This window comes from Arthrobacter rhamnosi, from assembly GCF_054510855.1.
On record NZ_JBTNDT010000010.1, the window covers coordinates 74,872 to 101,499 of the forward strand.

The 26,628-nt window shown below is 69.6% G+C and carries 28 protein-coding genes and 3 tRNA genes; 20 read left to right on the forward strand and 11 right to left on the reverse strand.

The window, feature by feature from the left end; genetic code table 11:
- Positions 1-19: 19 nt before the first annotated feature.
- From ACX80I_RS16225 to ACX80I_RS16240, 4 genes are all read right to left on the reverse strand, one after another.
- Positions 20-1,777, reverse strand: coding sequence for a BCCT family transporter (locus tag ACX80I_RS16225; RefSeq protein WP_459346143.1), 1,758 nt, complete (start codon positions 1,775-1,777; stop codon positions 20-22).
- A 332-nt stretch (positions 1,778-2,109) separates the two neighbouring features.
- Positions 2,110-3,318 carry an MFS transporter gene (locus ACX80I_RS16230; protein WP_459346144.1) on the reverse strand — a complete coding sequence of 403 codons (1,209 nt, stop codon included), beginning with the start codon at positions 3,316-3,318 and terminating at the stop codon, positions 2,110-2,112.
- A 177-nt stretch (positions 3,319-3,495) separates the two neighbouring features.
- The gene (locus ACX80I_RS16235; RefSeq protein WP_459346145.1) at positions 3,496-3,828 is read right to left on the reverse strand and encodes a hypothetical protein; all 333 of its coding nucleotides are present in this window, start codon (positions 3,826-3,828) and stop codon (positions 3,496-3,498) included.
- A gap of 121 nt (positions 3,829-3,949) precedes the next feature.
- The gene (locus ACX80I_RS16240) at positions 3,950-4,870 is read right to left on the reverse strand and encodes an AEC family transporter (RefSeq protein ID WP_459346146.1); all 921 of its coding nucleotides are present in this window, start codon (positions 4,868-4,870) and stop codon (positions 3,950-3,952) included.
- A 363-nt stretch (positions 4,871-5,233) separates the two neighbouring features.
- Between ACX80I_RS16240 and ACX80I_RS16245 the strand changes: the two genes are divergently transcribed.
- The 4 genes from ACX80I_RS16245 (at position 5,234) to ACX80I_RS16260 (ending at position 8,881) form a co-directional block, all read left to right on the forward strand.
- Positions 5,234-5,575, forward strand: coding sequence for a thiamine-binding protein (locus ACX80I_RS16245; RefSeq protein ID WP_459346147.1), 342 nt, complete (start codon positions 5,234-5,236; stop codon positions 5,573-5,575).
- Positions 5,576-5,624: 49 nt separating this feature from the next.
- On the forward strand, positions 5,625-6,176 hold the full coding sequence (locus tag ACX80I_RS16250) for a GNAT family N-acetyltransferase (protein WP_459346148.1): 552 nt from the start codon (positions 5,625-5,627) through the stop codon (positions 6,174-6,176).
- A gap of 63 nt (positions 6,177-6,239) precedes the next feature.
- Positions 6,240-7,052, forward strand: a complete 813-nt coding sequence (locus ACX80I_RS16255; RefSeq protein WP_459346149.1) for a spermidine synthase — start codon at positions 6,240-6,242, stop codon at positions 7,050-7,052.
- 98 nt (positions 7,053-7,150) lie between these two features.
- Complete coding sequence (locus ACX80I_RS16260; protein ID WP_459346150.1) at positions 7,151-8,881, forward strand: cation:proton antiporter; 1,731 nt, start codon at positions 7,151-7,153, stop codon at positions 8,879-8,881.
- A gap of 54 nt (positions 8,882-8,935) precedes the next feature.
- Here the strand turns inward: ACX80I_RS16260 and ACX80I_RS16265 are convergent, their stop codons facing one another.
- A complete protein-coding gene (locus ACX80I_RS16265) occupies positions 8,936-9,853 on the reverse strand; it encodes a LysR family transcriptional regulator (RefSeq protein ID WP_459346151.1) in 918 nt (305 codons plus the stop codon).
- A gap of 117 nt (positions 9,854-9,970) precedes the next feature.
- On the opposite strand from ACX80I_RS16265, the gene ACX80I_RS16270 reads away from it, so the two are divergent.
- Complete coding sequence (locus ACX80I_RS16270; protein WP_459346152.1) at positions 9,971-10,792, forward strand: 3-hydroxybutyrate dehydrogenase; 822 nt, start codon at positions 9,971-9,973, stop codon at positions 10,790-10,792.
- Positions 10,793-10,975: 183 nt separating this feature from the next.
- Here ACX80I_RS16270 and ACX80I_RS16275 read toward each other — a convergent pair whose 3' ends face one another.
- On the reverse strand, positions 10,976-12,427 hold the full coding sequence (locus tag ACX80I_RS16275; protein ID WP_459346153.1) for an NCS2 family permease: 1,452 nt from the start codon (positions 12,425-12,427) through the stop codon (positions 10,976-10,978).
- Between the two features lie 160 nt (positions 12,428-12,587).
- On the opposite strand from ACX80I_RS16275, the gene ACX80I_RS16280 reads away from it, so the two are divergent.
- Entirely contained in the window at positions 12,588-13,214 is a 627-nt protein-coding gene (locus ACX80I_RS16280; protein ID WP_459346154.1) for a copper resistance CopC family protein, read from the forward strand.
- 18 nt (positions 13,215-13,232) lie between these two features.
- Here the strand turns inward: ACX80I_RS16280 and ACX80I_RS16285 are convergent, their stop codons facing one another.
- The gene (locus ACX80I_RS16285; RefSeq protein ID WP_459346155.1) at positions 13,233-13,844 is read right to left on the reverse strand and encodes an FAD-dependent monooxygenase; all 612 of its coding nucleotides are present in this window, start codon (positions 13,842-13,844) and stop codon (positions 13,233-13,235) included.
- A gap of 299 nt (positions 13,845-14,143) precedes the next feature.
- Here ACX80I_RS16285 and ACX80I_RS16290 point away from each other — a divergent pair, with 299 nt between their 5' ends.
- Entirely contained in the window at positions 14,144-15,157 is a 1,014-nt protein-coding gene (locus ACX80I_RS16290) for a universal stress protein (protein WP_459346156.1), read from the forward strand.
- A 46-nt stretch (positions 15,158-15,203) separates the two neighbouring features.
- On the opposite strand, the gene ACX80I_RS16295 is transcribed toward ACX80I_RS16290, so the two are convergent.
- Positions 15,204-15,575 (reverse strand): metallopeptidase family protein, encoded by a 372-nt coding sequence (locus tag ACX80I_RS16295; RefSeq protein WP_459346157.1) that lies wholly within the window; start codon positions 15,573-15,575, stop codon positions 15,204-15,206.
- Between the two features lie 203 nt (positions 15,576-15,778).
- On the opposite strand from ACX80I_RS16295, the gene ACX80I_RS16300 reads away from it, so the two are divergent.
- The 13 genes from ACX80I_RS16300 to ACX80I_RS16360 all read left to right on the forward strand — a co-directional run bounded on the left by ACX80I_RS16300 (position 15,779) and on the right by ACX80I_RS16360 (position 23,900).
- Positions 15,779-15,851 (forward strand) — tRNA-Glu (locus tag ACX80I_RS16300).
- An 86-nt stretch (positions 15,852-15,937) separates the two neighbouring features.
- A tRNA-Asp gene (locus tag ACX80I_RS16305) sits at positions 15,938-16,011 on the forward strand.
- Positions 16,012-16,081: 70 nt separating this feature from the next.
- A tRNA-Phe gene (locus ACX80I_RS16310) sits at positions 16,082-16,154 on the forward strand.
- A gap of 202 nt (positions 16,155-16,356) precedes the next feature.
- Positions 16,357-16,854 carry a hypothetical protein gene (locus tag ACX80I_RS16315; RefSeq protein WP_459346158.1) on the forward strand — a complete coding sequence of 166 codons (498 nt, stop codon included), beginning with the start codon at positions 16,357-16,359 and terminating at the stop codon, positions 16,852-16,854.
- Between the two features lie 96 nt (positions 16,855-16,950).
- Entirely contained in the window at positions 16,951-17,409 is a 459-nt protein-coding gene (locus ACX80I_RS16320; RefSeq protein ID WP_459346159.1) for an Asp23/Gls24 family envelope stress response protein, read from the forward strand.
- Positions 17,410-17,416: 7 nt separating this feature from the next.
- A complete protein-coding gene (locus tag ACX80I_RS16325; RefSeq protein ID WP_087072727.1) occupies positions 17,417-17,608 on the forward strand; it encodes a DUF2273 domain-containing protein in 192 nt (63 codons plus the stop codon).
- Between the two features lie 28 nt (positions 17,609-17,636).
- Positions 17,637-18,011, forward strand: coding sequence for a hypothetical protein (locus tag ACX80I_RS16330; protein ID WP_459346160.1), 375 nt, complete (start codon positions 17,637-17,639; stop codon positions 18,009-18,011).
- The gene (locus ACX80I_RS16335) at positions 18,008-18,610 is read left to right on the forward strand and encodes a DUF6286 domain-containing protein (protein ID WP_459346161.1); all 603 of its coding nucleotides are present in this window, start codon (positions 18,008-18,010) and stop codon (positions 18,608-18,610) included. Before ACX80I_RS16330 ends, ACX80I_RS16335 begins: the two co-directional genes overlap by 4 nt.
- Positions 18,607-19,284 (forward strand): hypothetical protein, encoded by a 678-nt coding sequence (locus tag ACX80I_RS16340; protein WP_459346162.1) that lies wholly within the window; start codon positions 18,607-18,609, stop codon positions 19,282-19,284. The genes ACX80I_RS16335 and ACX80I_RS16340 overlap by 4 nt, the downstream gene beginning before the upstream one ends.
- Positions 19,285-19,464: 180 nt before the next feature.
- The gene (locus ACX80I_RS16345; protein WP_459346163.1) at positions 19,465-20,814 is read left to right on the forward strand and encodes an ABC transporter substrate-binding protein; all 1,350 of its coding nucleotides are present in this window, start codon (positions 19,465-19,467) and stop codon (positions 20,812-20,814) included.
- A 143-nt stretch (positions 20,815-20,957) separates the two neighbouring features.
- Positions 20,958-21,923, forward strand: coding sequence for a carbohydrate ABC transporter permease (locus ACX80I_RS16350; protein ID WP_459346164.1), 966 nt, complete (start codon positions 20,958-20,960; stop codon positions 21,921-21,923).
- Positions 21,924-21,997: 74 nt separating this feature from the next.
- A complete protein-coding gene (locus ACX80I_RS16355) occupies positions 21,998-22,885 on the forward strand; it encodes a carbohydrate ABC transporter permease (RefSeq protein WP_459346171.1) in 888 nt (295 codons plus the stop codon).
- A gap of 4 nt (positions 22,886-22,889) precedes the next feature.
- Complete coding sequence (locus ACX80I_RS16360) at positions 22,890-23,900, forward strand: LacI family DNA-binding transcriptional regulator (protein WP_459346165.1); 1,011 nt, start codon at positions 22,890-22,892, stop codon at positions 23,898-23,900.
- Between the two features lie 58 nt (positions 23,901-23,958).
- Here ACX80I_RS16360 and ACX80I_RS16365 read toward each other — a convergent pair whose 3' ends face one another.
- Genes ACX80I_RS16365 through nadE form a run of 3 tightly spaced genes read right to left on the reverse strand, consistent with a single transcriptional unit; the run spans position 23,959 to position 26,464 of the window.
- On the reverse strand, positions 23,959-24,798 hold the full coding sequence (locus tag ACX80I_RS16365) for a DUF8083 family protein (RefSeq protein ID WP_459346172.1): 840 nt from the start codon (positions 24,796-24,798) through the stop codon (positions 23,959-23,961).
- A 5-nt stretch (positions 24,799-24,803) separates the two neighbouring features.
- Complete coding sequence (locus ACX80I_RS16370) at positions 24,804-25,613, reverse strand: exodeoxyribonuclease III (RefSeq protein ID WP_459346166.1); 810 nt, start codon at positions 25,611-25,613, stop codon at positions 24,804-24,806.
- Positions 25,614-25,639: 26 nt separating this feature from the next.
- A complete protein-coding gene (nadE, locus tag ACX80I_RS16375) occupies positions 25,640-26,464 on the reverse strand; it encodes an NAD(+) synthase (protein WP_459346167.1) in 825 nt (274 codons plus the stop codon).
- Positions 26,465-26,628 lie beyond the last annotated feature (164 nt).

The following is a 26,628-nucleotide window of genomic DNA, read 5'->3' on the forward strand; positions in this document are numbered from 1 at the left end:
GCACCGACCCTCGGGGGCGTCAGGACTTCGCCTGGGGAGCCCTCCGGGCAGTGCGCGATCCGGTGCGCGATCCGGTGCGCGCTCCGGTGCGCAACCCGATCTGCAGTCCGGTGCGGGATCCGGTGCGGGATCCGGTACGGGAGCCGGTGCGCAAACGGGTGCGCACTCCGGTCTGCACTCCGGCGCGGGATCCGGTGCGGCGTGCACCGGTGATGAGCGGGTCCTTCGAGAGGTCCATCATCAGCGCCACGCACAGTCCGATCATCACGAGCAGGAACGGGGCTGCGGCGATGATGGTCAGCGTCTGCAGCGCCTCGAGGCTTCCCACCGAGAGCAGGACGGCGGCCACCCCGCCCGTCAGGGCGCCCCAGAGGATGGTGAGCCACTTGCGCGGAACGGCAGCACCGAAGGAGGACAGTGAGCCCAGCACGATCGAGGACGCATCGGCGCCCGAGATGAAGAAGACCGCTACGAGGACGACCACCAGGATCGAGGTGACGGACGCCAGCGGGTACTGCGACAGGAGGGCGAACATCGCCGATTCCTGGCTCTCCGCGTTCGCGGCCGCGATGTCGACCCCGTTGTCCTGCAGGGTCAGGGCCGAACCGCCCCAGACACTGAACCAGATGAGGCTGATGACGCTGGGCACGGCCACGACGCCGATGACGAACTCGCGGATGGTGCGTCCGCGGGAGATCTTCGCGAGGAACGAGCCCACGAAGGGCGTCCAGGAGACCCACCAGGCCCAGTAGAAGATGGTCCAGGCCGCGAGCCATTCGTGGCCGCCGAAGGCGCCCGTGCGTGAGGCCATCTGGGGGAGACCGATGAGGTAGCTGCCCGCCGAGGCCGGGATGAGCTCGAGGATGAAGACCGTGGGCCCCACGACGAACAGGAAGAACAGCAGGGCGAGGGCGAGGATCATGTTGCCGTTGGAGAGCCACTTGATCCCGCGGCTGACGCCACTGACGGCCGACAGGACGAAGCAGACGGTGAGGACGGCGATCAGCGTGATCTGCAGTCCCAGGCTGCTGCCCACGCCGAAGACCTTCGAGAGTCCGCCGTTGATCTGCAGGACGCCGAGGCCGAGGGACGTGGCGGAGCCGAAGAGGGTCGCGAAGATCGCGAAGACGTCGATGGCGCGCAGGCCCTTCGGCGCGGGACGGCCGCGGAACAGGGCGGTGAAGGCACCGCTGAAGCCCGCACCACGGCCCTTGCGGAAGGCCGAATAGGCGAGCGCCAGGCCGACGACGGCGTAGATGGCCCAGGGGTGGATGGCCCAGTGGAACAGCGTGTAGTTCATGGCCTGGCGGGCCGCCTCCGGCGTCGCGGGCTGAATCCCGTCGAGGGGCGGGGTGAGGTAGTGGGAGATGGGCTCGGTGACGCCGTAGAACATGAGCCCGATGCCCATGCCGGCACTGAACATCATGGCGATCCAGGAGACCCTCGAGTACTCGGGCTTCTCGCCGTCCCTGCCGAGGGGGATACGGCCGTACTTGCTGAACGCGAGGAAGAGGGCGAAGACCACGAATCCGGTGGCCGTGGCGACGAAGGCCCAGCCGAAGGTGGCCACGAGGCCCTTCAGCATCGACGAGGTCACGTCCGAGAACGCCCCGGGGAAGAGGACCGCGGCCAGCATCAGGAGGATGACGATGGAGAGCGAGACGAAGAGGACCGGCCGGTCCAGCACGGCCTTCGCGGCCGCCTCCCCGGGAGGGGCCTCGAACGGCGTCTCCTCGCCGGGTGGTGATCCTTCAATGGGCTCGGTGGAGTTAGACATAGGGCTTAGGGTACGCGCGGCCCGCCGCCGGGTCCGGGCGGATTCCAGCCCGAAATCCCGCTTGCCCGGGCCTTCCCCGGCGGGACCGGCCCTCCGTGGCGGGAGCACGGCCAGGGCTGCGGGCGGACACCCCCGATGCGCCTGCTTCCCTGCAACGGCGGCGATCTCCCACGGTTGCGGACAGTCCCGACGCCGAGGCCGGTGACGCTCCCTGACACCGGAGGTTCGGCGCCCGCACGTCCCACCAGTGCCGGCGGCCGGATGTGACGAAGTTCCCACCCGGGCGGGGCGGACGGCGTGCTGGATCCGGATCCCCGGCGGCCTGCGGCAGGTCAGTCGGCGCGGAGGCGGTGCCGCTCCCTGCGGTCCTTGGCGGTGTCGGTGGCGAGGCTGAGGGAGAGGCCCACGGCGACGAGCAGGATCATGACGAACGGGAGCACCTCGAGACCGATGCCGTCCAGCAGGAGACCGCCGAGAAGGGCGCCCCCGCCGATGCCGACGTTGAACGCCGTCGTCTGCAGGGCAGCGGAGAGGTCGCGGGTCCGGAAGGACGCCGTCCGGAGCATGCGGGTCTGCAGCAGGGCGGGGATGCCGCCGAACGCGGCGCCCCAGACGATGACCGCGATGAGGACCACCACCGTATTGGCGGTGGCCAGCGCGAGGGTGAGGACTGCTGCCATGACCACCAGGACGACGCCCGCGAACGCCTTGCGGGGGAAGCGGTCGGCCGCGTAACCGGCCCCCACGAGACCGATGATGCCTGCGCCGCCGTAGAGGAACAGGACGAGGGCGACCGACCCGGGCTCGAAGGTGGAGACGTCCGTCAGCCAGGGGGCGATGTACGTGTAGAAGGTGTTCTGCCCGGTCAACAGGATCAGGATGACGGTGCACAGCAGGATCACGGCCCTGAAGCTGGGGTCCCGGCGCAGCGGGACATGCTCCTCGCCGGCCTTCCGCTCTCCGTGGTGGTTGACCGGGGGCAGGAACTTCACGATGACGAGGGCCAGGGCGGCGACGGCCACCCCGATGATGGTGAAGGCCGTACGCCAGCCGAGGGCGTTGCCGATCGCGGTCCCGACCGGGACGCCGAGGACGAACGCCGCCGTGCCACCGCCGGCGGTGATGGCGATGGCCTTGCCGAGCTGGTGGGCCGGGACGAGGTGCGCGGCGTAGGCTGCGACGACGGCCCAGAAGAGCCCGTGCGCCAGCCCGCCGAGGATACGCGCTGCGACCAGGACGCCGTAGGTCGGGGCGATCGCCGCGATGATGTTCGCCACGGCGATCACGAGGAGCACGACGACGATCAGTGACTTGCGTGAGTACCGCTGGGTCAGGGCGGCCAGGGGCGTGGTGGCGACGACGACGGTCCCCGCGAAGATCGTCACGAGGTAGCCGGCCGTCGAGAGGCCCACGTTCAGGTCGCGGGCCATCGCCGGCAGGAGGCCGGTGGGCAGGAACTCGCTGGTCACGGAGACGAAGATCGCCCCTGCAAGGGACAGCAGCCCGATGTAGGGGAAGGGCACGGCGGTCTTCACCGGCACGGAGGAAACAGACAAGGGACACCAATCAGAGGTCTTACGGCGGTCAGGGCCCTGGCTGCTCCGTTGAAAACCGAAGGGCATACTCCAGTCAAGCCGAGAGACGGCTTCGACTCCTGCAACAACACCGCGGGGACGCAGGGCATTCCTGCTGCCCCGGGGAAGGCCTCCGGTCCTGACCTACGCCCCGCCGGCGGCGCCCGTCCCGCCGCGGGCGGGGTTCGGGCTCCCGGCGAGGGCTGCCGTCGCGCGTCCGGCGCCCTCGTCCTCGCCGTAGCCCTCGGCGTCGTCCTGCCGGGGCACGAGTGTCAGGCGCGGCCCCGCATCGCGGTCGTCGAGCTCATCGGTGATCTCGTCCTTGCGGGACGCCGTCTCGGGATCGACGTCGCCGTCCTCCGCCCACTCGTGCTCGATCTCCCGGTGGACCTTGCTGTTCAGGACCTCGACCTCCTGGTCCCGCAGCCGGCCGAGGTCGGCGGGGAACGGTTCGTCCGGGGAGATCCTGCTGCTCATGCCTGTCCAATCTACTGGCCGTGGGTGCACGGCGACCGGGAAAAGAGTAGATGCCGTCGGCGACCGCGACAAGCAGTCCCCTTGGTTCTTTCGCCCCGACCGGGGAACCGGGGGTGTCCGCTCAGGCGAGGAGCGCGGCGACGACGATGAGCGCCGGGATCGCGAGCACGGAGGACAGCAGCACCGTGTCCCGGGCCAGCGGGATACCGCGGCCGTACCGGCTGGCGAACATGAAGACGTTCTGTGCGGTGGGCAGCGCCGATACGACGACGGCGGCGAGCAGCTTGTGGCCGTCGAGCCCGAAGAGGTGGTGCGCGGTCAGGTAGGCGGCCACAGGCATGAGGGCGCTCTTGAGCGCCGTGGCCGTGAGGACCTGCAGGCGGTCCGGGCTGCGCCGAAGGGGCCGGCTCCCCGGCAGGGACATCCCGAAGGACAGGAGGACCATGGGCACGGCGGCGCCGCCGAGGAGCACCAGGGAATCCCAGGCCGGGCCCGGCGGGCGGAATCCCGTGGTGGCGACCGCGACGCCCAGCAGGGACGCGATGATCATCGGATTCCGGAAGGGCTGGGTCAGGAAGGCCCGGAACGAGGGTTTCCGGCTCGAGGTGAGGTCGAGGACCGTCAGGTAGAGGGGAGCGAGCAGCAGGAGCTGCACGAGCAGCACGGGGGCGACCGGCGTGACATCGCCGAGGGCGTAGAGCGCGATGGGGATGCCGATGTTGTTGGCATTCACGTAGGAACTCGCCATCGCGCCGATGGCCGTCTCGGCCGCCGGCCTGCGGAACAGGAACCTGCTGATGAGGACGTAGAGGACGGCGATGGCCAGGGAGGAGATGAGCGCGATCGGCATGTACTCGGAGAACACCGAACCGAGGTCCGCGTCGGCCAGGACGGTGAAGAGCAGCGCCGGGTTGGTCACGAAGAACGCCATCTGGTTCAGTGCGAACCCGGCCTGCGGTCCACCGATGACGAGGCGTCCAGCGATGTAGCCGATGACGATCACCGCGCCGACGACGGCGAATCCCCCCAGTACTCCCAGCATGTTCTCTCCCTACGCATCGGGCGGTCCCGCCCGGGTGCCCCTTAAGAACCTAGTGCGTCCACCGACGGGCGGGGGACGGGACCGCAGAGTTACGGCGTGCGACGCGGATCGGGGTCCGGGGCGTACTCGGCGAGGGCAGGCGGCATCCGACGCAGGTACCCGGCGTCCGGCCGCGGCGCTGCCCGGCGGCCTTCGTGGGGCGCATGCCCCTTCGGGGCGGGCCGCCGCGCCGGGTGCCCGGACCCGTTGGTTCTCCCCACCGGGTCCGGGCCTCCGCCGCGGGTCTGCGGCAACCGAACCTCGGCCGCGAGTCTGCGGCAACCTGCCCTCCCGCGGCGGACGCCCGCGTGCCAGACTGGGAGCATGCTCGTAGCCTTCAGCGTCGCCCCGTCCGGATCCTCCGACCTCTCCCGCGAGAACCCCGACGGGTCGGTGCACGACGCCGTCGCCGCCGCGGTCGCGATCGTGCGCGAATCCGGCCTGCCGAACTCCACCGACTCCATGTTCACCACCATCGAGGGGGAGTGGGACGAGGTGATGGCCGTGATCAAGAACGCCACCGAGGCCGTGGGCCGGTACGGCAGCCGCGTCTCCCTGGTGCTCAAGGCCGACATCCGGCCCGGGCGGACCGGCGAGCTGACCGGCAAGGTGGAGCGGCTCGAGGCGGCGCTCGCGGATCAGCAGCAGTTCGAGGGCCATTCCTGACCTCCGGATCTCCCGCCACTCGGTGGCCCCAGGACACTAAACTGGAGCCGTGACACAGCCCCTGCTGACGCTGCCCTACCTGATCCGGCCGGCCACCGTCGACGACGCCGAGGCCTACGCGCGCACGCACGTCGCCGCGCTCCACGAGACGTACGAGCACATCATGCCGCGGGAGTACCACGAGTTCTACGACGCCGAGCTGCCGGCGATGATCGAGCGCCGGCGGGCGGCGTTCGAGGACGCGGAACGGACGCCCGGCAGCGCGCGGAGCTGGCTGGCGTTCGACGAGCACGGCGAGCCGGTGGCGGTCGCGACGTCGGGGCCGGGACGCGACGAGGACCGGCCGGACTTCGAACTGCACCACATCTACACGCTGAGGTCGACGCACGGCACGGGCCTCGGGCAGCGCCTGCTCGACACCGCCATCGGCAGGCGGGGGGCCTACCTCTGGATCCTCGACGGCAACCCGCGGGCCGAGCGGTTCTACGTCCGGAACGGGTTCGCCCCGGACGGCACCTCCATGCTCTGCGGGCCGACCTGGCACTACAAGCCCATGTTCCGCATGCACCGGCCCGACCAGCCGGTTCCCGCACGCGGCTAGCATGGAACCCATGCCTTCCGTCCGTCCCGCCCAGCAGCGTCACCCGCCGGCGGCCCGGTCCTGATGGCGAAGACCGCGGGCCCGCGGCCCGAGATCGGGGAGTTCCCCATCGACACCGGGACGTGCGAACTCGAACCCGATCCGTACAACCCGAACGGCTGGGTGCTGCGCATCAACGGTGTCCCCAGTTCGCACATCGACCTGGCCGATCCGCTGCAGCTCGACTTCGAATACATGCGGTGGATCGCCTCGCTCGTCGATTCCCGGTGGGCGGCGTCGGACCGGCTCCGCGCGCTCCATCTCGGGGGAGGAGCATGCTCGCTCGCCCGCCGCTTCGCCGCTTCCCACCCCCAGGCGCGGCAGGTCGTCGTCGAACTCGACGGGCGGCTGGCCGACCTGGTGCGGGAGTGGTTCGACCTCCCGCGGGCACCGCTCGTGCGTATCCGCGTCGGCGAGGCCCGCGCCGTGACGGAGTCCCTGAGCGAGGGCAGCCGCGACCTCATCATCCGTGACGTCTTCGCCGGAGCCGTGACGCCCGTCCCGCTCACGACCCGGGAGTTCACGCGCGCCGCCAAGCGCGTGCTCGGGGCCGACGGTGTCTACGTGGTCAACTGCGGCGACAGCCCCAACCTGGCGATGGCGAGGCGGGAAGCCGCGACCATCGGTGCCGAGTTCGCGTGCACCGCGATCATCGCCGACCCGGCGATGCTCAAGGGCAGACGCTACGGCAACGTGATCATCGCAGGCAGTGACACCCCCCTCGGCGAGGACCCGGGGCTGGCCCGCGCACTGCTGGGCGGGGGAGTGCCCGCGCAGATCTGGCAGGACGCGAGGGTGCGGGCGTTCGCCGCGGGCGCGCAGGTCCTCGAGGACTGACAGCGAGGAGTCCCTAGCGCCCTGACGGTCACCCCGGAAGGGCTGCCCCCGCAGCCGCGCGGGGTTTCGCGAGGGTCGACGACCACTAGGCTTGCACGGTGGAACTGGGACTGCTGGGCATCATCGGAATCGCCGTCCTCGTGGCGGTCGCCGTCCTGTCGAAGCGCGTCGGCGTGGCGGCCCCGCTCATCCTCGTCGTCGTCGGCATCGTCCTCTCCTTCGTCCCGGGGGTGCCGAGCTTCCGCATCCCGGACGAGTGGATCCTGGCCGGCGTCCTGCCGCCCCTGCTCTACGCCGCGGCGATCAAGACGCCCGTCACGGACTTCCGCCGCAACCTCACGCCGATCGCGAGCCTGTCCGTGGCGCTCGTCGTCGTCTCGGCCCTGGCCACGGGGTTGCTCCTCCATGACCTGCTGCCAGACCTCGGCCTCGCCGCGGCGATCGCCCTCGGCGCCGTCATCAGCCCGCCCGACGCCGTCGCCGCCACGTCGATCGGGCGGCGGCTCGGACTGCCGCCCCGCCTGCTGACCGTGCTGGAGGGCGAAGGGCTGGTCAACGACGCCACGGCGCTCGTCCTCCTGCGCAGTGCCATCGCCGCCTCGGCAGGAGCCCTGACCGGCTTCGGTTCCGCGGTGGGCGACTTCGCCTACGCCGTCACCGTGGCAGCCGTGGTGGGCTACGCCGTCGGGGTGGTGACGGTGTTCGTCCGCTCGAAGCTCGACGACCCCGTCCTGGACACCGCGCTGTCCCTCGCCGTGCCGTTCATCGCGTTCCTCCCCGTCGAGGAGCTCGGCGCCTCGGGTGTGCTGGCCGTCGTGGTGGCCGGGATCTACACGGGTCACCGCAGTGCGAGCCACTTCGACGCACGCGCACGCATCAGCGAGAACGTGAACTGGCGGACCGTCCAGTTCCTGCTGGAGAACGGCGTGTTCCTGCTGATCGGCCTGGAGCTCCGGGGCCTGCTGCAGGACATCGACGAGTCCCTGCTGACGGTGCAGCAGACGGTGGTGATCGGCCTCGTCGCGACCCTCGCCCTGATCGTCCTGCGGTTCCTCTGGGTGTTCCCCCTCGTGCTGCTGATGCGGCGGCTGCCGAGCAGGGCGGAGCGCCGGACGCTGCAGCTGCGCCGCGGCCTCGGCCGGCTGAAGAAGCAGCGGACCCTCGATGCGCGGCAGGAGCGCCGTAAACGGGCCCTGACGAGGATGTACCACCGCCGTCAGGCGGACCTCGAACTCGAACGGCGCGAAGGGTTCGGCTGGAAGGGGGCCACGGTGCTCGGCTGGTCGGGCATGCGCGGGGTGGTGACGCTCGCCGCGGCGCAATCCCTGCCGTCGTCGTTCGCCTACCGGGAGCAACTCGTGCTGATCGCCTTCACCGTCGCCGTCACCACGCTCCTGGTGCAGGGCAGCACGCTGCCGGCGCTCATCCGGGTGCTCAGGATCGAGGGCATCGACGTCGACACCGACCGCGAGGAGGCGGCGACGCTGTTCGACGAGCTGCGCACCGAGGGGCTGCGCGTGCTGGAGGATCCGCAGGCCGTCATGGGGGAGGACGTCCAGGTGGACGACGACGTGCTGGACCGCGTGCGGACGGACACGGGCATGCGCAGCGAATTCGAGTGGGAGAAGGCCCGGCTGCCGGAGCAGAAGCTCGTGCGCTCGCCGCACCGCCAGTACCGGGATCTCCGGCTCGCCGTGCTCGCGGCAGAGCGTGAGGCACTGCTCGCGGCGCGGTCACGCGGGACCTATTCGTCGCGGGTGCTGGCGAAGGCCCAGCGCATCCTGGACGTCGAGGAGACGCGCCTCCGCCCCCGGGGCGGTTCGTCCTAGTCGTCCGCGCGGTCCGTCGTCCCGCGATTCGCGGAGCGGGACGGGTCGGGGACGTCAGTGGTGCGGCGCGCCGGTGGAAGCGGACCGGCCCAGGAGCTGCGGTTCCAGCGACCGCGTCCGCTCCCGCAGCGCCTCGACGACGGCGGCGACAGCGGGCTGGCGCAGCGAGTCGGGCCGGACCACGAGCCAGTAGTCGAGCTGCTCTGCGACCAGGTCCGGGAGGAGGCGCACGAGGTCCGGATGACGGTTCGCCATGAAGCACGGGAGGAGGCCGAGCCCCGCGCCGGCCCGCGTTGCCTCGACGTGGACGAACACGTTGGTGGAGCTCAGGGCATCACGCATGGAGGGCAGCAGGCGCCGCGGCGCGTCCAGGCTGTCGACCTGCAGCATCGAGTCGATGAAGTAGACGAGCGGATGGGTGACCGCCTCGGCCAGGTCGGACGGCGAGCCGTGCGCCTCGAGGTAGTCCCGTGACGCGTAGAGCCCGAGCACGTAGGCGCCGAGCCGCGTCGCCTCGGCACGGTGCACCTGCGGTTCCCCGACCACCACCTCGAAGTCGAGTCCCGTGCGCGTCTGCGAGGCCCTGCGCGTGGCGGCGACGATCTCGATGCTGAGCCGGGGATTGGCGGCCCGCAGGCGGGCGAAGGCCGGGGCGGCGATGAAGGCACTGAAACCGTCCGTGGCACTCATGCGCACGACGCCGGTCAACGTCCCGGCGTCGTCGCCGGACAGTTCGGCGACGGCCGCAGCCACGCCCGCCGCCGCATCGGCAGCGCGCCGGCCCAGGTCCGTCAGTTCCCACCCACCCGCGCTGCGGGAGAGGACATGGCCTCCCAGCGCCTTCTCGAGGGCCGCGATCCTGCGGGAGACGGTCGTGTGGTTCAGGCCCAGGGAATCGGCCGCGGTGGTGAACCGCCCGCTCTGGGCGACGGCCCGCAGGACGAGGAGATCCTGGGCATTGGGGGCAACCATCTGTGCAGTATCGCAGACGAGGGGTGCCGAAGTGGTCATTGGTCGGTCCCCGCCCTGCAGGAATACTCAGGAGGAGTGCGGGGAGCGCCCCCGCCACCACGTACGGGAAGGAGAGCCATGAGCCTCGACGAAGCGGCTGCGGCGCGCCCCGGTCCTGCAGCGCACAACCGTTCCGAGACCCTCGGGCAGCAGGCGGGCGGCCTTGCCGGCCGGCGGGCGGTGATCACCGGAGGGGCGAGCGGCATCGGCGCGGCCTGCGCGCGGGCCCTCGCCGCCCGGGGGGCCGAGGTGGTCGTCGCCGACCGCGATGCACGGGGCGCGTCGGCCCTCGCGGAGGAGCTGGAGGGGGAGTCCTGGGCGGTCGACCTGCTCGACACTCGAGCCCTCGAGGACCTCACGCTCGACGCGGACATCCTCGTGAACAACGCCGGCATCCAGACGGTCAGTCCCATCCAGGACTTCCGCCCGGAGGACTTCCGCCGGATCCAGAAGCTCATGGTCGAGGTGCCGTTCCTGCTGATCCGTGCCGCGCTGCCGGGGATGTACGCGCGGGGCTTCGGGCGGATCATCAACATCTCCTCCGTCCACGGCCTGCGAGCCTCGCCCTTCAAGTCGGCCTACGTCACGGCGAAGCACGCACTGGAAGGGCTCTCGAAGGTCACCGCCCTCGAAGGCGGGGAGCACGGCGTCACGAGCAACTGCGTGAATCCGGGCTACGTGCGCACGCCCCTGGTCGAGAACCAGCTCTCGGACCAGGCGCGCCTGCACGGCATCAGTGAGGACGAGGTGCTGTCGAAGATTATGCTCACCGAGTCCGCGATCAAACGCCTCGTGGAGCCCGAGGAGGTCGCCTCCCTGGTCGCGTGGCTCGCGGGCGACGACGCCGGCATGGTCACGGGCTCGTCCTACGTCATGGACGGCGGCTGGTCGGCCCGCTGACCTGCACCGGTCCCGACGGTGCCGCCGACGGTGACGGTGCCGCCGAAGGACAGGCGCACTGAAATGCAGCGCGCCAAGGTCAGGCGCCCCGAAGGGCAGGCGCCCCGAAGGGCAGGCGCCCCATCAACGGGCGACGACGGCGGTCCCCCAGCCGCCGTCGTCGCTCCTGCCGGGGCGTAGCGATCAGATGCCGAGGAGTTCCTCGATGGGCCCGATGCCGAAGAAGACCACGAAGGCCGCGGCCACGGCCCACATCAGCGGGTGCACCTCGCGCGCACGGCCCTGGATGGCGCGGATCAGCACGAAGGCGATGAAGCCGGCACCGAGGCCGTTCGCGATCGAGTAGGTGAACGGCATGAGCGTGAAGGTGAGGAAGGCCGGCAGGGCGACACCCCAGTCCTCGAAGTCGATGCGGCCGACCTGCGACACCATCATGAAACCGACGACCACGAGGGCGGGCGCGACGGCCTCGAACGGCACGAGGCTGATGAGCGGGGTGAAGAACATCGCGAGGAGGAACAGCAGGCCGGTGACCACGTTCGCGAGGCCCGTCCGGGCACCCTCTCCGATGCCCGCGCCGGACTCGACGTAGATCTGGTTGGACGACACCGAACCGGCACCACCGGCGACCGCGCCCAGGGCGTCGACCACGAGGACCCGGTTGACGCCCGGGATGTTCCCCCTGGCGTCGACGAGCTTCGCCTCGTTGGCGAGACCGACCATCGTGCCCATCGCGTCGAAGAAGATGCTGAGGAGGATCGTGAAGGTCAGCAGGATCGCAGCGGTCCCGCCGAGGTGCCCGAAGGCGCCGAACGGGCTCACGTTGCCGATCAGGCTCAGGTCCGGTACACCGACCCATGAACCGGTGGGCAGCTCGGGAACCACGAGGGACCAGCCTGCGGGGTTGGGCTCCTGGCCAGGCGCGACGCTCGGGCCGACGTTGACGACGGCTTCGATGACGACGGCGAGTACCGTCGCGGCCAGGACGCCGATGAGGATCGCCCCGCGCACCTTCCGGACCACGAGTGCGATGGTCAGGATGAGGCCGAAGACGAAGACCAGGGTCGGCCAGCCGATGAGGACCCCACCGAATCCGAGGCCGACGGGGACGGTGGTGTTGGCGACGTCGGGCACACGGCGCACGAAGCCCGCGTTGACCAGGCCGATCAGGGCGATGAACAGGCCGATGCCTACGACGATCGCCGTCTTGAGGCTCTCGGGGACGGCATTGAAGACCGCCGTCCGGAACCCGGTCAGCACCAGGACGAGCATGGTGACGCCGGCGAGCATGACGAGGCCCATGATGTCCGGCCAGGTCAGGCCGGGGTTGGTCGCGACCGTGATGGCCACGAACGCGTTGACGCCGAGTCCCGTGGCGAGCGCGAACGGGTATTTGGCCCACGCGCCCATGACGATGGTCAGGATGCCGGCCACCAGCGCGGTCACGGCGGCGACCCGTTCGAAGCCGAGTTCAGCGCCCGAGGAATCGGCGCCGGCGAGGATGAGCGGGTTGAGCACCACGATGTAGCTCATGGCGAAGAAGGTGGCGAGGCCGCCGCGGATCTCGCGTGAGAACGTCGACCCCCGCTGCGTGATGTCGAAGTAGCGATCCAGCGCGGAACCAGTTTTGAGCATGGGGGATCCTAGGGCGGAAGGGTCGGGGAGCAATCGCGATGAATTCTATCCCGAGCATGCAGCGGGGAGATGTCCCGTGACGGCCGTCACGGGACATCTCCCCGCCGGCCTCCTGTAGGAGGTCCAGCACCTCATCAGGGTCTCCGCGTAGGGTTGGCTCATGGCTGCCTTTCCTCTTCTGCCCGTCCAGTACCCGGTGACCGCGCACGGCGGACGGGGTCGTCCTGCCCTGTCGGGCGGAGCCCTCGTCGGGGCCGTCCTGCTGGCACTCGCCCTCCTCCTCGGAGGCGGGGCCACCGCGAACGCCCACGACGAACTGGCGGGCAGCAATCCGGCGTCGGGCGCCACCATCGAGGTGCTGCCGCCCAGCCTGGAACTCAGCTTCTCGAACGTGCCGTCCGGGATCGGCGCCCAGGTGCAGGTCCTCGACGCGTCCGGCACGGACTGGGCCGACGGGCCCGTGCAGATCGTCGACCGGACGGCCACCCAGCCCCTGCGCCCGGGTGCACAGGCCGGGGAGTACACCGTCAACTGGCGCGTCGTGTCCTCGGATTCGCACCCCATCGAGGGCACCTTCGCCTTCACCACCCAGCAGGGCTCGACGACGGTTCCGGACGCCGCGACCACGCAGGGCCCGGTGGATGTGGAGGACGCTCCGGCCGCAGAGACGCAGACGGCCGGAGTCAGCGACTTCCCCTGGAGCATTCTGCTGATGATCGTGGCGCTGGTGGCGATCACCGTCGCGCTCGCCGTGACGGCCCGGAAGCGGCTCGGCGCCGGCAAGTAGGAGCCGGCAAGTAGGGGGCTAGGCGCTGAGCGGCGAGAGGGCCACGCGGGGCGGGGTGATGCGGTTGAGGGCGGCCGGCCCCTGCTCGACGATGGCGTCACTCACGAGCTTCGCCTGGCGCACGATCTCTCTAGTGGTCGGCGTCAGCAGTTCGCCGACGCCGACGAGGTGCAGCCCGATCGCGCGGAGGGCCGTCTTGAAGTCGCGGCCGATCGCGATGCCCATGGAGCGCAGGAACTTCCGCAGCTCGTTCTGGGGGTACTTGGTGAGCACGACGTGGTCGGCGAGGAGGACGCCGTCGGCCGTCTGCACCGCCCACTTCTTGCGGCCCACAGGGCCCGTGATCAGCTTCGGGTGTCCGATGATGCTGAGGTGTTCCGCGACCGTGGTCTGCCGGACATCGAGATGGTGCGCGGCGGCATAGCCGCGGAGGAGCCGCATGAGTTCTGTGCGCTCCGAGAGGGAGACGGAATCCGTCATGACCGTGCGCATGGCGCCGGAGTCGAAGCATTCGAGGCTTTCCACCACGATCGAGTCGATGCCTCGGCGGCTGAGCTCGCTCGCGACGGCGAGACCGGACAGGCCGGAACCGATGACGACGGTGCTCGTGTGCTCCGTGGCCGCGGACATTGCGGAGGCAGAGCGGACAGCGTCAAGCGGCAAGGAATCCACCGAGTTACCTCCACACGAAGCAGAATCCCGTACGGCCCGGCGCCTCTTCCGGGCCGTACGGACTCTTGGCTGCGAACGGGTCAGTCAAGAGCACTACGCACAGGGGTGTCCCGGCTCTTGAGGGCCGGCCCCCGCTACGGGTCCCTGAAGCCTATATAACTTTTCAGACCGTGGATAGACCGGCGAACCCCAGTGCGCTACAAATGGGGGACCGGCCGCTTCGGGCGGCTGGGGCACGCGACCGAGGGAGGCCTGCCGTGGGCAGAGGGCACGCAGAAGAATCGTCGCAGGGGCTGGCGCAGCACGGGATCGTGGTCGGCGTGGACGGCTCCGACCAGAGCACCTGCGCCCTGCTGTGGGCCGCGCGGGAGGCCGAGAGGCGCAAGGCTCCGCTGTACGTCGTGACCGCCTACACCGTGCCGGTGTTCGCGGCGTCGAGCATGGATGCGGGCTACGCGACAGTGGACGACGAGGTCATCCGTGAGAGCGCGCAGAGCGTGCTGAACGAGGCGGTCGCCCACCTCGAGGGCATCGCCGTGGACGTGCACCCGCGGATCGAGACCGGTGACGCCGCCGGGGTGCTGCTGGATCTCTCCGAGGAGGCCGAACTGATGGTCGTGGGCTCCCGCGGCCGCGGCGGTTTCGTGGGTCGCCTGCTGGGTTCGGTCAGCAGCGCCCTGCCCGCGCATGCCAAGTGCCCGACGGCGGTCATCCCGGTGTGCACGGGAGCACGCCTGGGGCATCCGGAGCTCGGCCGGAAACCGGGGAAGGACAAGCCGGCCGCCCCCGTTGAACCGGTCGTGGTGGTGGGCGTGGACGGTTCGGAGCAGGCCCGCATGGCGTCGCTCGCCGCCGCGGAGGAGGCGCGGTCCAGGGGTCTGTCCCTGCGCGTGATCTGCTCGGTCGCACCCTTCAACGGATCGCTCGCCTGGGTGCCCGCACCCGTGGACCGGGAGGCGCTCCATGCGGACCTCGCGGTGCAGCTCGCGGCCGGCCGCGACTGGCTCAAGAGCCACTACCCCGACGTGGACATCCGGGTGGACCTGATGGACGGGCCCCCCGCCGAGGTGCTCATCGAGGCGTCGGCGACCTCGGAGCTGCTGGTGGTGGGCACGCGGGGCCGCGGCGGCTTCGCGGGCATGCTCATGGGGTCGACGAGCCAGGGAGTGCTGCATCACGCGCGTGGACCCGTGCTGGTGGTTCCTGACAGGCCGGACCCGCGGCTCGAGGACCGGAGCTCGTTCGGTCCGATGATCGCACCGGTCCGCTGATCGGGCCGGGCGACGCCCGGCGGCCCGCTCCGTGGAGCGGGCCGGGTCAGCTCCACCCCAGTTCGTGGAGCCGGTCGTCGTCGATGCCGAAGTGGTGGGCCACCTCGTGCACCACGGTCACGAGGATCTCCTCCACCAATTCCTCCCGCGTGGAGCACAGCCGCATGAGGGGCCCGCGGAAGATGCTGATGCGGTCCGGCAGGGACCCCGCGTCCCACCACGAGTCCCGCTCCGTGAGGGGCGTCCCTTCGTACAGTCCCAGCAGCTCCGTATCGGCGGGCTCCCCCGGCCTGGGCTCGTACTCCTCGACGACGAAGATGGCCACGTTGTCCATCGCACGGGCGAGGTCGTCGGGGATCCTGTCGATGGCGTCGTCGACGGCGTCGTCGAACTCTTCCCGTGGGATCTCGAATGGCACGAGAAGATCGTACAGACCGCCCGACCTGCTGACCTGCCGCAGGAGGCTCCCGTCGGGAGCGGGGCCGCGTCCCGCGTGCCCGGTCCCGCCGATTTTGTGGAATCGAGAATCTGCCCCTATAGTTTTATAGGTCCACGACAGGGAATGATCCGCCGGAAATGCTTGCTCTCCGGAAGGTCGCAGGAACCCGAACTGTGGTCCAGGCCCCCATCGTCTAGCGGCCTAGGACACCGCCCTTTCACGGCGGCGGCACGGGTTCGAATCCCGTTGGGGGTACGCAGGAGACGCCTTCACGGGCGGTCAACCGGAACGAAAAGTGCTGGTAGGCTGGAACTCTTGCAAAACAGCAAGGAAGTTAGCAAGGCCCTGTAGCGCAGTTGGTTAGCGCGCCGCCCTGTCACGGCGGAGGTCGCGGGTTCAAGTCCCGTCAGGGTCGCTCAGGCGGCTGGATCCCCTCGGGGAGTCCGGCCGGGCTGGATACGGTGATCATCGGAAGATGGTCGCAAGGCTCTGTAGCTCAGTTGGTAGAGCGTTCGACTGAAAATCGAAAGGTCACCGGATCGACGCCGGTCGGAGCCACTGCTGAAAACCCCGCAGTTCCCCAGGGAACGCGGGGTTTTTTCGTGCGCCCGCTCCCAGCAAAGGCCGGGGTTGAGGTCGTAGCATCGCGCGGACGGGCCGTGGTGTCGCGGCAAGCCCGCGCCGCCCGGTGCCACCCGGGATACTAGTCGGGGTTCCGAGCGTTGAACCTCCGGCCCCGCACCGAGACGAAAGGGCATACGTGAGACTCCTGCACACCGCTGCCTGTCTGGGCGTGCTGGCCCTCGCCCTCGCAGGGTGCAGTCAGGGCGGGCCCGTACCGGCCCAGACGATGCTCACCATGCCCGCCAGCCCCTCCCCGGAGCCGGATGCACCCTCCGAACCGCCGCAGGACCCCGCCCTGCCGGGGGAGGGCGCGGCGACGGGTCGGGAGACGGGGGCAGCTGCCGGCCAGGATCCCTCGGCCTCCTGCGTTCTCGTAGCGGGCGGAGTCACCACGGCCATGCTCGCCCCCCTGAGTCTCCGCTCCACATCGGATCCGGAGGAACTCCTCGCCCTCGAGCAGCAGATCCTCGACCTGCGGGACAAGGTGCCGGCCGAGCTGTACGACGATTTCACCACTCTCGCCCATTCGGTGGAGGCGCCGCCCGAGGGGTCCGGCACCTTCGATGAGAAGGCTTTCCGCCATTCCATGGTGCCTGTGCAGGACTGGCTCGCCCGGCACTGTACCCGCTCCTGATCGTCCTGCGGCCGGCAGGGGCACCGCTCCCCGCTGCTCCATCCGGGTCCCGGTGGCGTGGCTTAGGCTGGGCACAAGCGAAAGGGGCCTTCTTCGATGATCGAGCAACCCACGGGACGTCCGTTGCCCGTCCTGCAGGACACGGCTGCCGGACGGACCGTCATCGGTGACCAGGCCGCGGTCAAGATCGCCGCCATCGCCGCACGGGCGGTGCCGGGTGTCCATTCGCTCGGACTCGGGGCCGGCCGCGCGCTCGGCGCGATCCGGGACGCCGTCGGAGCCAATGACCTCTCGCAGGGGGTGAAGGTCGAAGTCGGCCTGACGCAGCTCGCCGTCGACGTCAGCCTCGTCGCGGAGTACGGCTATGCACTCCATGCCCTCGCCGATGCCGTCCGCGCTGCCGTGTACGACGCCCTCACGCAACTGGTCGGGCTCGAGGTCATCGAGGTCAACGTGGAGGTCCTCGACGTGCATCTCCCGCCACCGGCAGAACCCAGGACGATCGAACGCGTCCGTCCTACGGGCTCCTCCCAGGTCCAGCACCGAGCCGAGTGAGGTACTCATGACTCCCACCACCATCGGTATGGCCGCAGGAGCGGTGCTCGCCTTCGCGGCCCTGATCTTCGGATTCTGGGGCTTCGTGCTGACCCTCGTCCTGGTGCTCTGCGGAGCCCTCGTGGGGCGCACACTCGAAGGCAAGCTCGACCTGCGCGGCGTCGTCGACGCCCTCTCCGGCCGACGCTCGTCCTCGTGACAGCCGAGTCCCTCCCTCCTGTCCGCGCATGACGGCCGCCCCCCTGCCCCCGAGCGCCACGTCGGGGCACAACCGCATCACCACCCAGGCCCTCACCAGCACGGCGCAGGCCGCCGCCGCGGAAGTACTCGGGGTGCAGCCCGCCCAGATCCGGGCCTCGTTCTCCGACGACCGGGGGCTCCTTGCGCTCCTGCTCGCACTGCCGCTGCCGGTGCCTCCGCTCACCCGGGTCCTCGACGACCCCGGGATCGTCGAGTCGTTCGGAGGGCCGCTCTGGGCGCGTGCCGATGCCGCGCGCATGCCGATCCTCGAGCGCGTCCAGGAGCTCACGGGAGCGCGCCTGAGCCGAGTGGACATCCGCATCATCGGCAGCACCGTCACCAAGGGGGTGAGGGTGCAGTGAGTCCCGATCCGCTCGACCGGTCGACGCCGGCATCCACGGCCCGCCTCGTCCGCCGGGAACTGTATTCGTCGCGGGCCGTGGCGTCGGTGGTGACGGGTGCCCTCCTGATCGCGGCCTGCCTGGTCCTGCTGTTCGAGGCCATCCTCAAGGGCGTGGGGGACGAGCCGTTCCTGCTCGACGTCGAAGCTGCGGCCGCCTGGCTCGGCGCCCTGCCCGGCGCGGCACCCGCCTCCCTTCTCGGAGCGGGATCCGTCCTCCTGCTCGTCCTCGGCGCCCTGCTTCTCCTCCTCGCGGTCCTGCCCGGCAGGCAGGCCCGCTACACCATCCCGGACGGTCGGGCCGCCATCGTCGTCGACGCCGAGGTCGTGGCGTCCTCGCTGGCGCGCCGGGCGCGGGTTGCGGCAGGAGTGGCACCGGAACAGGTCCTGGTGACGATCAGCCGCGCCTCGGTGCGGGTACAGGTCCGGCCGACCTCGGGTGTCCCCGTCGACGTCGAGGCCGTCCGCACTGCCGTCGCGGACGACCTGCGGCTCTCGAGCGTCGAGCCGGCACCGAGGATCATCGTCGCCGTGGCGGAATCGGGGGTGATCGGGCAGTGAACACCACGCCGCGGTTGCTCAACCGACTCGTCCTCGCCGTCATCGGACTCCTTCTGCTTGCCGCAGGGGCCGCAGGCCTCTCCGTCCTCACGCTGCCCGCCGTCGCCGCCTGGTGGGGGTCCACCGCTCCCCGTGTGGGCGGAGGGATCGACCGGGTGCGGCGGGCAACCACGCTCGAAGGCCAGTCGGACACGTGGCTGTGGCTCGCGCTCGCGGCCGCACTCCTGGTCCTGATCGTGCTGCTCGCACTGTGGATCGCTGCGCAGGGCAGGGGCAGGACAGGACTCTTCGCGTCCGTCGACGGGCGCGCCGGTAGTTCTTCCGGCGGCCGGGACGCTCGCGGCCGGGGTACGGGCGGCCGGGACACGGGCGACGGCGGGACGGCGGGTTCGGTCGTCATCACGGCCGCAGCCGTGGAGCAGGCCCTGAAGGCCGCGTTGCTCGAGCGCACCGACCTCGCGGGCGCCTCCGTCAGCACCTGGGAGGTCCGTGGGGTCCCGGGACTGCGCGTCCGGGTGTTCCCGAGGAAGGGCGTGCCGCCCTACGCGACCGCTGCCGAGGTCTCCCGGCTCGTCGAGGCCTTGGACGTGGTCACGGGATACCGCACCCCGGTCCTCATCAGCATCCGATCCGGTGCCCGTGTGCGCTTCACGAGGGTCGAGCGCGTCACCTGACCAGCAGCCGTGTCACGTTTCGGTATCGAATGCCGGAAGCAGGGCGCGAAGCTTGTGACGGTGCATGTAAGCGCTTACTGTTGCGATACCCATACAGTGAGGCGGCACAATCCTGGTCCACGGCGACGTTCGCCGTGGATCCGAAGCATTGGGGGCCGCTGGACAAAGGAGTCTGTTTCAATGGCGAAAACTCGCTCACGGAAGTTGGTGCTGCCCGCTGCAGCACTCAGTGTTTCCCTCCTCGCGCTCGCCGGGTGCGGATCAGGCGGCTCGGAGAGCGCGGGCGGATCGGGGGATGCGGACTGCGCCGCCTACGAGTCGTACGGGACGTTCGAGGACGCCGAGGTCAGCGTGTACTCGACCATCGTCGACGTCGAGGCCGAGCGGCTCGAGAACTCATGGGCCGACTTCTCCGAGTGCACCGGCATCGAGGTCGCCTACGAGGGGTCCAAGGAGTTCGAGACCCAGATCGGCGTCCGCGCGCAGGGTGGCACCGCACCGGATCTCGCCATCTTCCCGCAGCCGGGTCTCCTGGCAGCCCAGGCGGGCAACCTGAAGCCGGCCCCCCAGGAGGTCTCCGATCTCGTGGACGAGGGCTGGTCCGCGGACTGGAAGAAGTACGGCACCGTCGACGGCACCTTCTTCGCCGCGCCGATGCTCGCGAACATCAAGGGCTACGTCTGGTACGTCCCCGCGACCTTCGAGGAGAAGGGCTGGGAAGTCCCCACCACCTGGGACGAGATGACCGAGCTGACGGAGAAGATCGCCAGCGAGGAAGAAGACATCAAGCCCTGGTGTGCAGGCTTCGAATCCGGTGAAGCGACCGGCTGGCCGGGAACCGACTGGGTCGAGGACGCAGTGCTCCGCGACAACGGCCCCGAGGTCTACGACCAGTGGGTTGCCCACGAGATCCCGTTCAACGATCCGCAGATCGTCAAGTCGTTCGACCGCGTCGGCGACATCCTCAAGAACGACGACTACGTCAACGGCGGTTTCGGGGACTCCCGTTCCATCCTCTCCACCGCCTTCGCCGAGGCCGGTCAGCCCGTCCTCGACGGCCAGTGCGCCATGCACCACCAGGCATCCTTCCAGGCGGCCAACTGGCCCGAAGGAACGAACGTCGCCGAAGACGGAGACGTCTGGGCTTTCATGACCCCTCCCGTCGACCCGGCCGATGGCACCGCCATCACCGGTGGCGGTGAAATGATCGGTGCGTACGCGGACCGCCCCGAGGTCGTCGCACTGCAGACGTACCTCGCCACTGCCGAGTTCGCCAACGCCCGCGTATCCCAGGGTGGTGCGATCAGCGCGAACAAGGGGCTGGACCCCGAGCTCGCCGGATCGGACCTCGACCGCCAGTCCATCGAGCTGCTGCAGGATCCCAACACGGTGTTCCGCTTCGATGCCTCCGACCTGATGCCGGGCGCCGTCGGTTCCAACTCCTTCTGGAGTGGCATCGTGAACTGGATCAACGGTTCCTCCACGGAGGAAGTCACGCAGACGGTCGAGGACAGCTGGCCCGCGTCCTGATGCACTGACGGCTGGTGCCACCGCCCTGACGACAGGTGGTGGCACCAGCCGCCGTCGGTACTGCAGGCCGCACCCCTTCGAGGCCTTGCGGTTCCGCGCTTCCCCGAGATCACTTTCATCACGCGCACCAAGGAGGCTGGGCTGTGGAAGATTTTGCTGACAAAGGTTTACAGGTGGTGGTGGGGCTCGCCATCTTCGCGGCCATCATCGGACTCATCATGCTGGTCGTGGACCGGGCGCCGAAATCCGGACGCGAGAAGGTCCAGGTCGCAGCCTTCCTCGCCCCGGCCCTGATCCTGCTGCTGGCCGGGCTCGTGTTCCCGGCGCTCCAGACGTCGTACCTCTCCCTGACCAACCCCAAGGGGGAGTTCGTCGGACTGGACAACTTCGTCTGGATGTTCACGCAGCCGGAGGCGCTGGTGACCCTGAGGAACACGCTGATCTGGGTGGTCCTCGTCCCGCTGCTCGCCTCCTCGATCGGACTCGCCTACGCGGTGTTCATCGACCGCGCGCGCGGCGAGAAGGCGCTGAAGGCGCTGGTCTTCATGCCCATGGCCATCTCGTTCGTCGGTGCCGGCGTGATCTGGCGCTTCGTCTACGCCTACAAGGGCGCCGAGCAGGACCAGATCGGGCTCCTCAACCAGATCCTGGTCTGGGCGGGCCAGGAGCCCAAGCAGTTCCTGCTCGATGCCCCGGAGAACACCTTCTTCCTCATCGCCGTCATGATCTGGATCCAGACGGGTTTCGCGATGGTGGTGCTGTCGGCGGCCATCAAGGGCATCCCCACGGAGATCGTGGAGGCCGCACGGCTCGACGGCGCCAGCGCCTGGCAGCAGTTCCGCAACGTCACCATCCCCACCATCCGCGGTTCCCTGATCGTCGTCATCACGACCATCACCATCGGGACCCTCAAGGTCTTCGACATCGTCCGGACCATGACCGCAGGCCAGTACGAGACGTCAGTGGTCGCCAACGAGATGTACACCCAGGCGTTTCGGGCAGGTGAGCCAGGCAGGGGCGCCGCGCTGGCGCTGGTCCTGTTCCTGATGGTGCTGCCCGTGGTCGTCTACAACGCCCGGCTGCTCCGCAAGCAGAAGGAGATCCGATGAGCACTGTGCCGCTGGACAACACGAACGGGCTCCTGCCGGACGTCAAGGATGACGCGACCCAGGGGCGGCCCACCATGCAGAAACGGGTCAAGCAGCGGCTGACGTCGCGGCGCGCCACTGCCGCGGCGATCAGCATCGCCGTAATCTGGACCGTCCCGACGTTCGGACTGCTGATCTCGTCCTTCCGCCCCGAGGACAACATCAAGGGCAACGGCTGGTGGAACGTCCTCATCGACCGCCAGTTCACGCTGGAGAACTACGCCGACGTCCTCAGCCCCGGAGGAAGTCAGTCGCCCAACCTGCTCTCCTATTTCGTGAACTCGCTGGCCATCGTCATTCCCGGGACCGTCTTCACGCTGGTCCTCGGCGCCATGGCGGCGTACATGTTCGCGTGGGGCCGGTTCAAGGGGAAGGACGGCCTGTTCATCTTCGTCTTCGCCCTGCAGATCGTCCCCCTGCAGATGGCCCTGATCCCGCTCCTCCAGCTGTTCACGAAGGTGCTCAAGTTCGGCGACTTCCAGGTACTGCCGAGTGGTACCTATGCGCAGCTCTGGGTCGCCCACACGATCTTCGGACTGCCGCTGGCCATCTTCCTCCTGCACAACTTCATCGCGGAGATCCCGGGCGAGGTCATCGAGGCAGCCCGCGTGGACGGGGCCGGACACAGCACCATCTTCTGGCGCATCATCATTCCGCTCGCCACGCCCGCGCTGGCCTCCTTCGGGATCTTCCAGTTCCTCTGGTTGTGGAACGACCTCCTCGTGGCGCTGGTGTTCTCCGGTGGTGGGGCCGACGTCGCGCCTATCACGCAGCGTCTGGCCGAGATCCAGGGCTCCCGCGGCGGGGAGTGGCAGCGTCTGACGGCGGGGGCCTTCGTGTCCATCATCGTTCCGCTGGCAGTGTTCTTCGGTCTGCAGCGCTACTTCGTGCGGGGTCTGCTGGCCGGCGGCCTGAAGGGCTGAGAGCATGACCAGCATCGACGACGTCGCTGCGTACCTCGGTGTCTCCACGGCCACCGTGTCCCGCGCCCTGCGCGGGCTGCCGGGGGTGGCCGAGGAGACGCGCGCGCGGGTCAACGCGACCGCGAAGGAGCTGGGGTACGTGCCGTCGTCGTCCGCCTCCGGACTCGCCTCCGGACGCACCATGGCGATGGGCGTCCTCGTCCCGGTGATCGACCGCTGGTACTTCTCCGCCGTTCTCGAGGGCGTCGACCGCCAGCTGCGCGCCGCTGGGTACGACCTGATCCTGTTCAGCCTCGGCGGCGACGGCGTGAACCGGGACCGGGTGTTCCACCGCTCCATCCTCCGCAAGCGCATCGACGCCCTGCTGGTGATGTCCATGCACCTGACGGACGAGGAGCGGAAGGCCGTCCAGCAGCTCGAGTACCCCAACATCGTGGTGGGCGGCGCTGTGGAGGGTGTCCGGCACGTCGGCATCGACGACGCGAAGGCGGCCCGCGACGCCGTGGAGCACCTGATCGGCCTCGGCCACACGCGGATCGCGCACATGCGGGGCGGCGGCTCCTTCGACATCGACTTCCAGGTGCCGAGGATCCGCCAGCAGGCCTTCCAGCAGGTGATGACCGACCACGGGCTCCCGGTGCGCGAGGACTGGTCGGCCTTCGGTGACTTCCGGTTCGCCACGTCGCGCGTGTCCGCGCTCGCGCTGCTCGCCGACCCGGCGGACCGGCCGACGGCGGTGTTCTGCTCGTCCGACGAGATGGCGTTCGGCGTGCTGAAGGCCGCGGCGGAGCTCGGCATCGACGTTCCCGGTGAACTGTCGGTCATCGGCATCGACGACCACGAATTCTCCGAGCCCATGGGCCTGACCACCATCCGGCAGGACCCCGAGGACCAGGGGGCGTACGCAGCCGAGCTCCTGCTCGGTGAACTGCTGCGCAACGAGCCCGCCGACTACCCGCCCCCGCGGCCGCACCTGCTCGTCGAGCGGCACTCGACGGGACCGGCCAGGGGCTGAGCGGCCCGGGTCGATCAGCGGGCTCCGCCTGCTCAGGAGGAGCAGGCCGCCCCGTGCGTCAGGAGGCGCGCGCGAGCTGGCGGATCGGGATCCACCGTGACGCGAGGCGGCGGTAGGACGCGGCCGCGCCCATCATGTCCGCTTCGGCGAGGCTCTCGATGCCCAGCCGGACGTCCATCGGCGAATCGTCCGGGAAGACCCTGTCCGCCACGGGGCCGTAGTCCACCTCCACGACGGCGTCGCGCCGGAAGGCCTCCAGCCACTCGACGATCTCGGTGAGCTCATCGAGCAGGTCCATCTCCGGTGCGCCGATGGCGAGCTGGGCGACCGAGCGCCGTCCACGGTCGATGCAGTCGCCGATCCTCGCCGTGATCCGCACGGTGGAGACCCGGCCGTCATCCTCGACGACCTCCGTGAGGTCGTCCTCGTGGATCAGCGCGAACCAGGCGAACGGCACCCCCCACGTCGCTGATCGCGTGTGCAGCTTCGCGACGGAATCGGCGAACGTGTCGGGGTCCAGCCTCGCCTGGTGGGCCTCGCGGGCCACGTCGGGAACGAGGACATCGATCAGGGGTCCGCGCAGGCTGTGGTCGAGTGACTCGGCGGCGAGCGTGGTGCGGACGGCCAGCTGGTTGGGGCAGTAGTACGGCGCCGTCGTCCCGTTCAGGCTGGGGAAGTGCGTCACCCGGACGAGGTCCGGTTCATGGTGCGGGAACGGATCCGACACCGTGCGCAGAATGCGCCGCAGGGACTGCTCGTGCTCGATCGCCTCGGTCAGTTCGCGCTCCCGCCCGCGCTGTTCCAGGATGGCGAGCTGCTGCGAATCGGAGAAGGCGTCGAGGGGCTCGTAGACGCGGAGATAGGAGACGTAGGGAAACGGCCGGGCACCACCGCCCATCCGGCTCACGGCTCGCTGAGTTCCACGACGACGGGGGCGTGGTCCGAGGCACCCTTGCCCTTGCGCTCCTCGCGATCCACGAAGGCGTTGGCGGCACGGGCGGCCAGGGCGGGCGAGCCGAGGACGAAGTCGATGCGCATACCCTCCTTCTTGGGGAACCGCAGCTGCTTGTAGTCCCAGTAGGTGTAGGAGCCGGGCCCGGGCGTGAACGGACGCGCGAGGTCGGCGAACCCGGAATCGAGGAAGGCCTGGAACGCGGCGCGCTCGGGCGGACTGACGTGGGTGTAGCCGCCATTGACGAAGAGGTCGATGTCCCAGACGTCCTCGTCCTGTGGGGCGATGTTCCAGTCGCCCATCAGGGCGATCTGCGCCTGCGGGTCCTCGGTGATCCACTGCCGGGCGTGGCCACGGAGCGTGTCGAGCCACTCGATCTTGTACGGCATGTGCGGGTCGTCGAGGGCCCGCCCGTTGGGGACGTACAGGCTCCAGACGCGGACACCTCCGCAGGTAGCGGCGATGGCCCGTGCTTCCTGCACCGCCTCGGTGCCGGGCTTGCCGAAGGTGGGCTGGTCGGGAAAGGTGCGCTCGACGTCGTCGAGCCCCACGCGGGAGGCGATCGCGACGCCGTTCCACTGGCTGAGGCCGAAGTGCGCCACTTCGAAGCCGCTGTTCTCGAACAACTCCCAGGGGAAGTTGTCGTCCTTGCACTTCGTCTCCTGGATGGCCAGGACATCGACGTCGGACCTGTTCAGCCAGGCTTCGACACGGTCGGCGCGGGCGCGGAGGGAATTGACGTTCCAGGTGGCGATCTTCACGGACCCTACGTTACCAACGGCGGTGTTTACTCCCGCCACCACGAATCGAACAGGGTCACGGGCGCCGTCCGCTTGTGCCGTGTGATCCAGTAGCGGTGTTCGATCGACTTCGCGGCGTCGGGATCGATCTCGCGCCCCTCGAGGTAGTCGTCGATCTGCTCGTAGGTGAGCCCGAGCTCGTGTTCATCGGCCCGGCCGGGAAGGTCGTCCAGGAGGTCCGCCGTCGGGATCTTGTTGTAGAGGGCCGACGGCGCTCCCAGTTCCTGGAGCAGGGCGCGGTTCTGGCGCTTGTTGAGCCCGAAGAGGGGCAGGATGTCCGCTCCGCCGTCGCCGAACTTCGTGAAGAAGCCGGTGACGGACTCGGCGCCGTGGTCCGTCCCGATCACGAGGAGGTTGTGCTGCCCCGCGACGGCGTACTGTGCCACCATGCGGGCACGGGCCTTCGTGTTGCCCTTGGTGAAGTCCGAGATGGGCTCACCGGTGGTGTCCGCGTACTCATGCTGGATGCCGTTGACGGCGGGGGCCACGTTGAACACCTTCGAGGTGCGGGGCTGGATGAAGGCGAGGGCGGCCTGCGCGTCCTCCTCGTCCTTCTGGACGTTGTAGGGGAGGCGCATCGCGATGAAGTCGGCGTCCATGCCCTCGGACCGCAGTTCGTCGACCGCGAGCTGGGCCAGCTTGCCGGCCAGGGTGGAGTCCAGTCCGCCGCTGATGCCGAGGACGAACCCGCGGGTACCCGACGACCGGACGTAGTCCTTCAGGAACCCGACCCTGCGGCGGACCTCCGCAGCGGGGTCGATGGTGGGCTGGACGCCCATTTCCTCAATGATCTGTGCCTGGAGTTCACGCATCCACCTAGGCTACTCCGGTCGCGTTTCGGTTCGGTTACATCGGGTCCGCTCCGGGCCGCCGTGCCGTTCGGATCGGTGTCGCCGCGCCGGGTGCGCAGAGCCGTGGCGCAGGTACGGCCGATCGGGGCCGCCGCGCCGGGTGCACGACGACGGCCGCCGTGCCG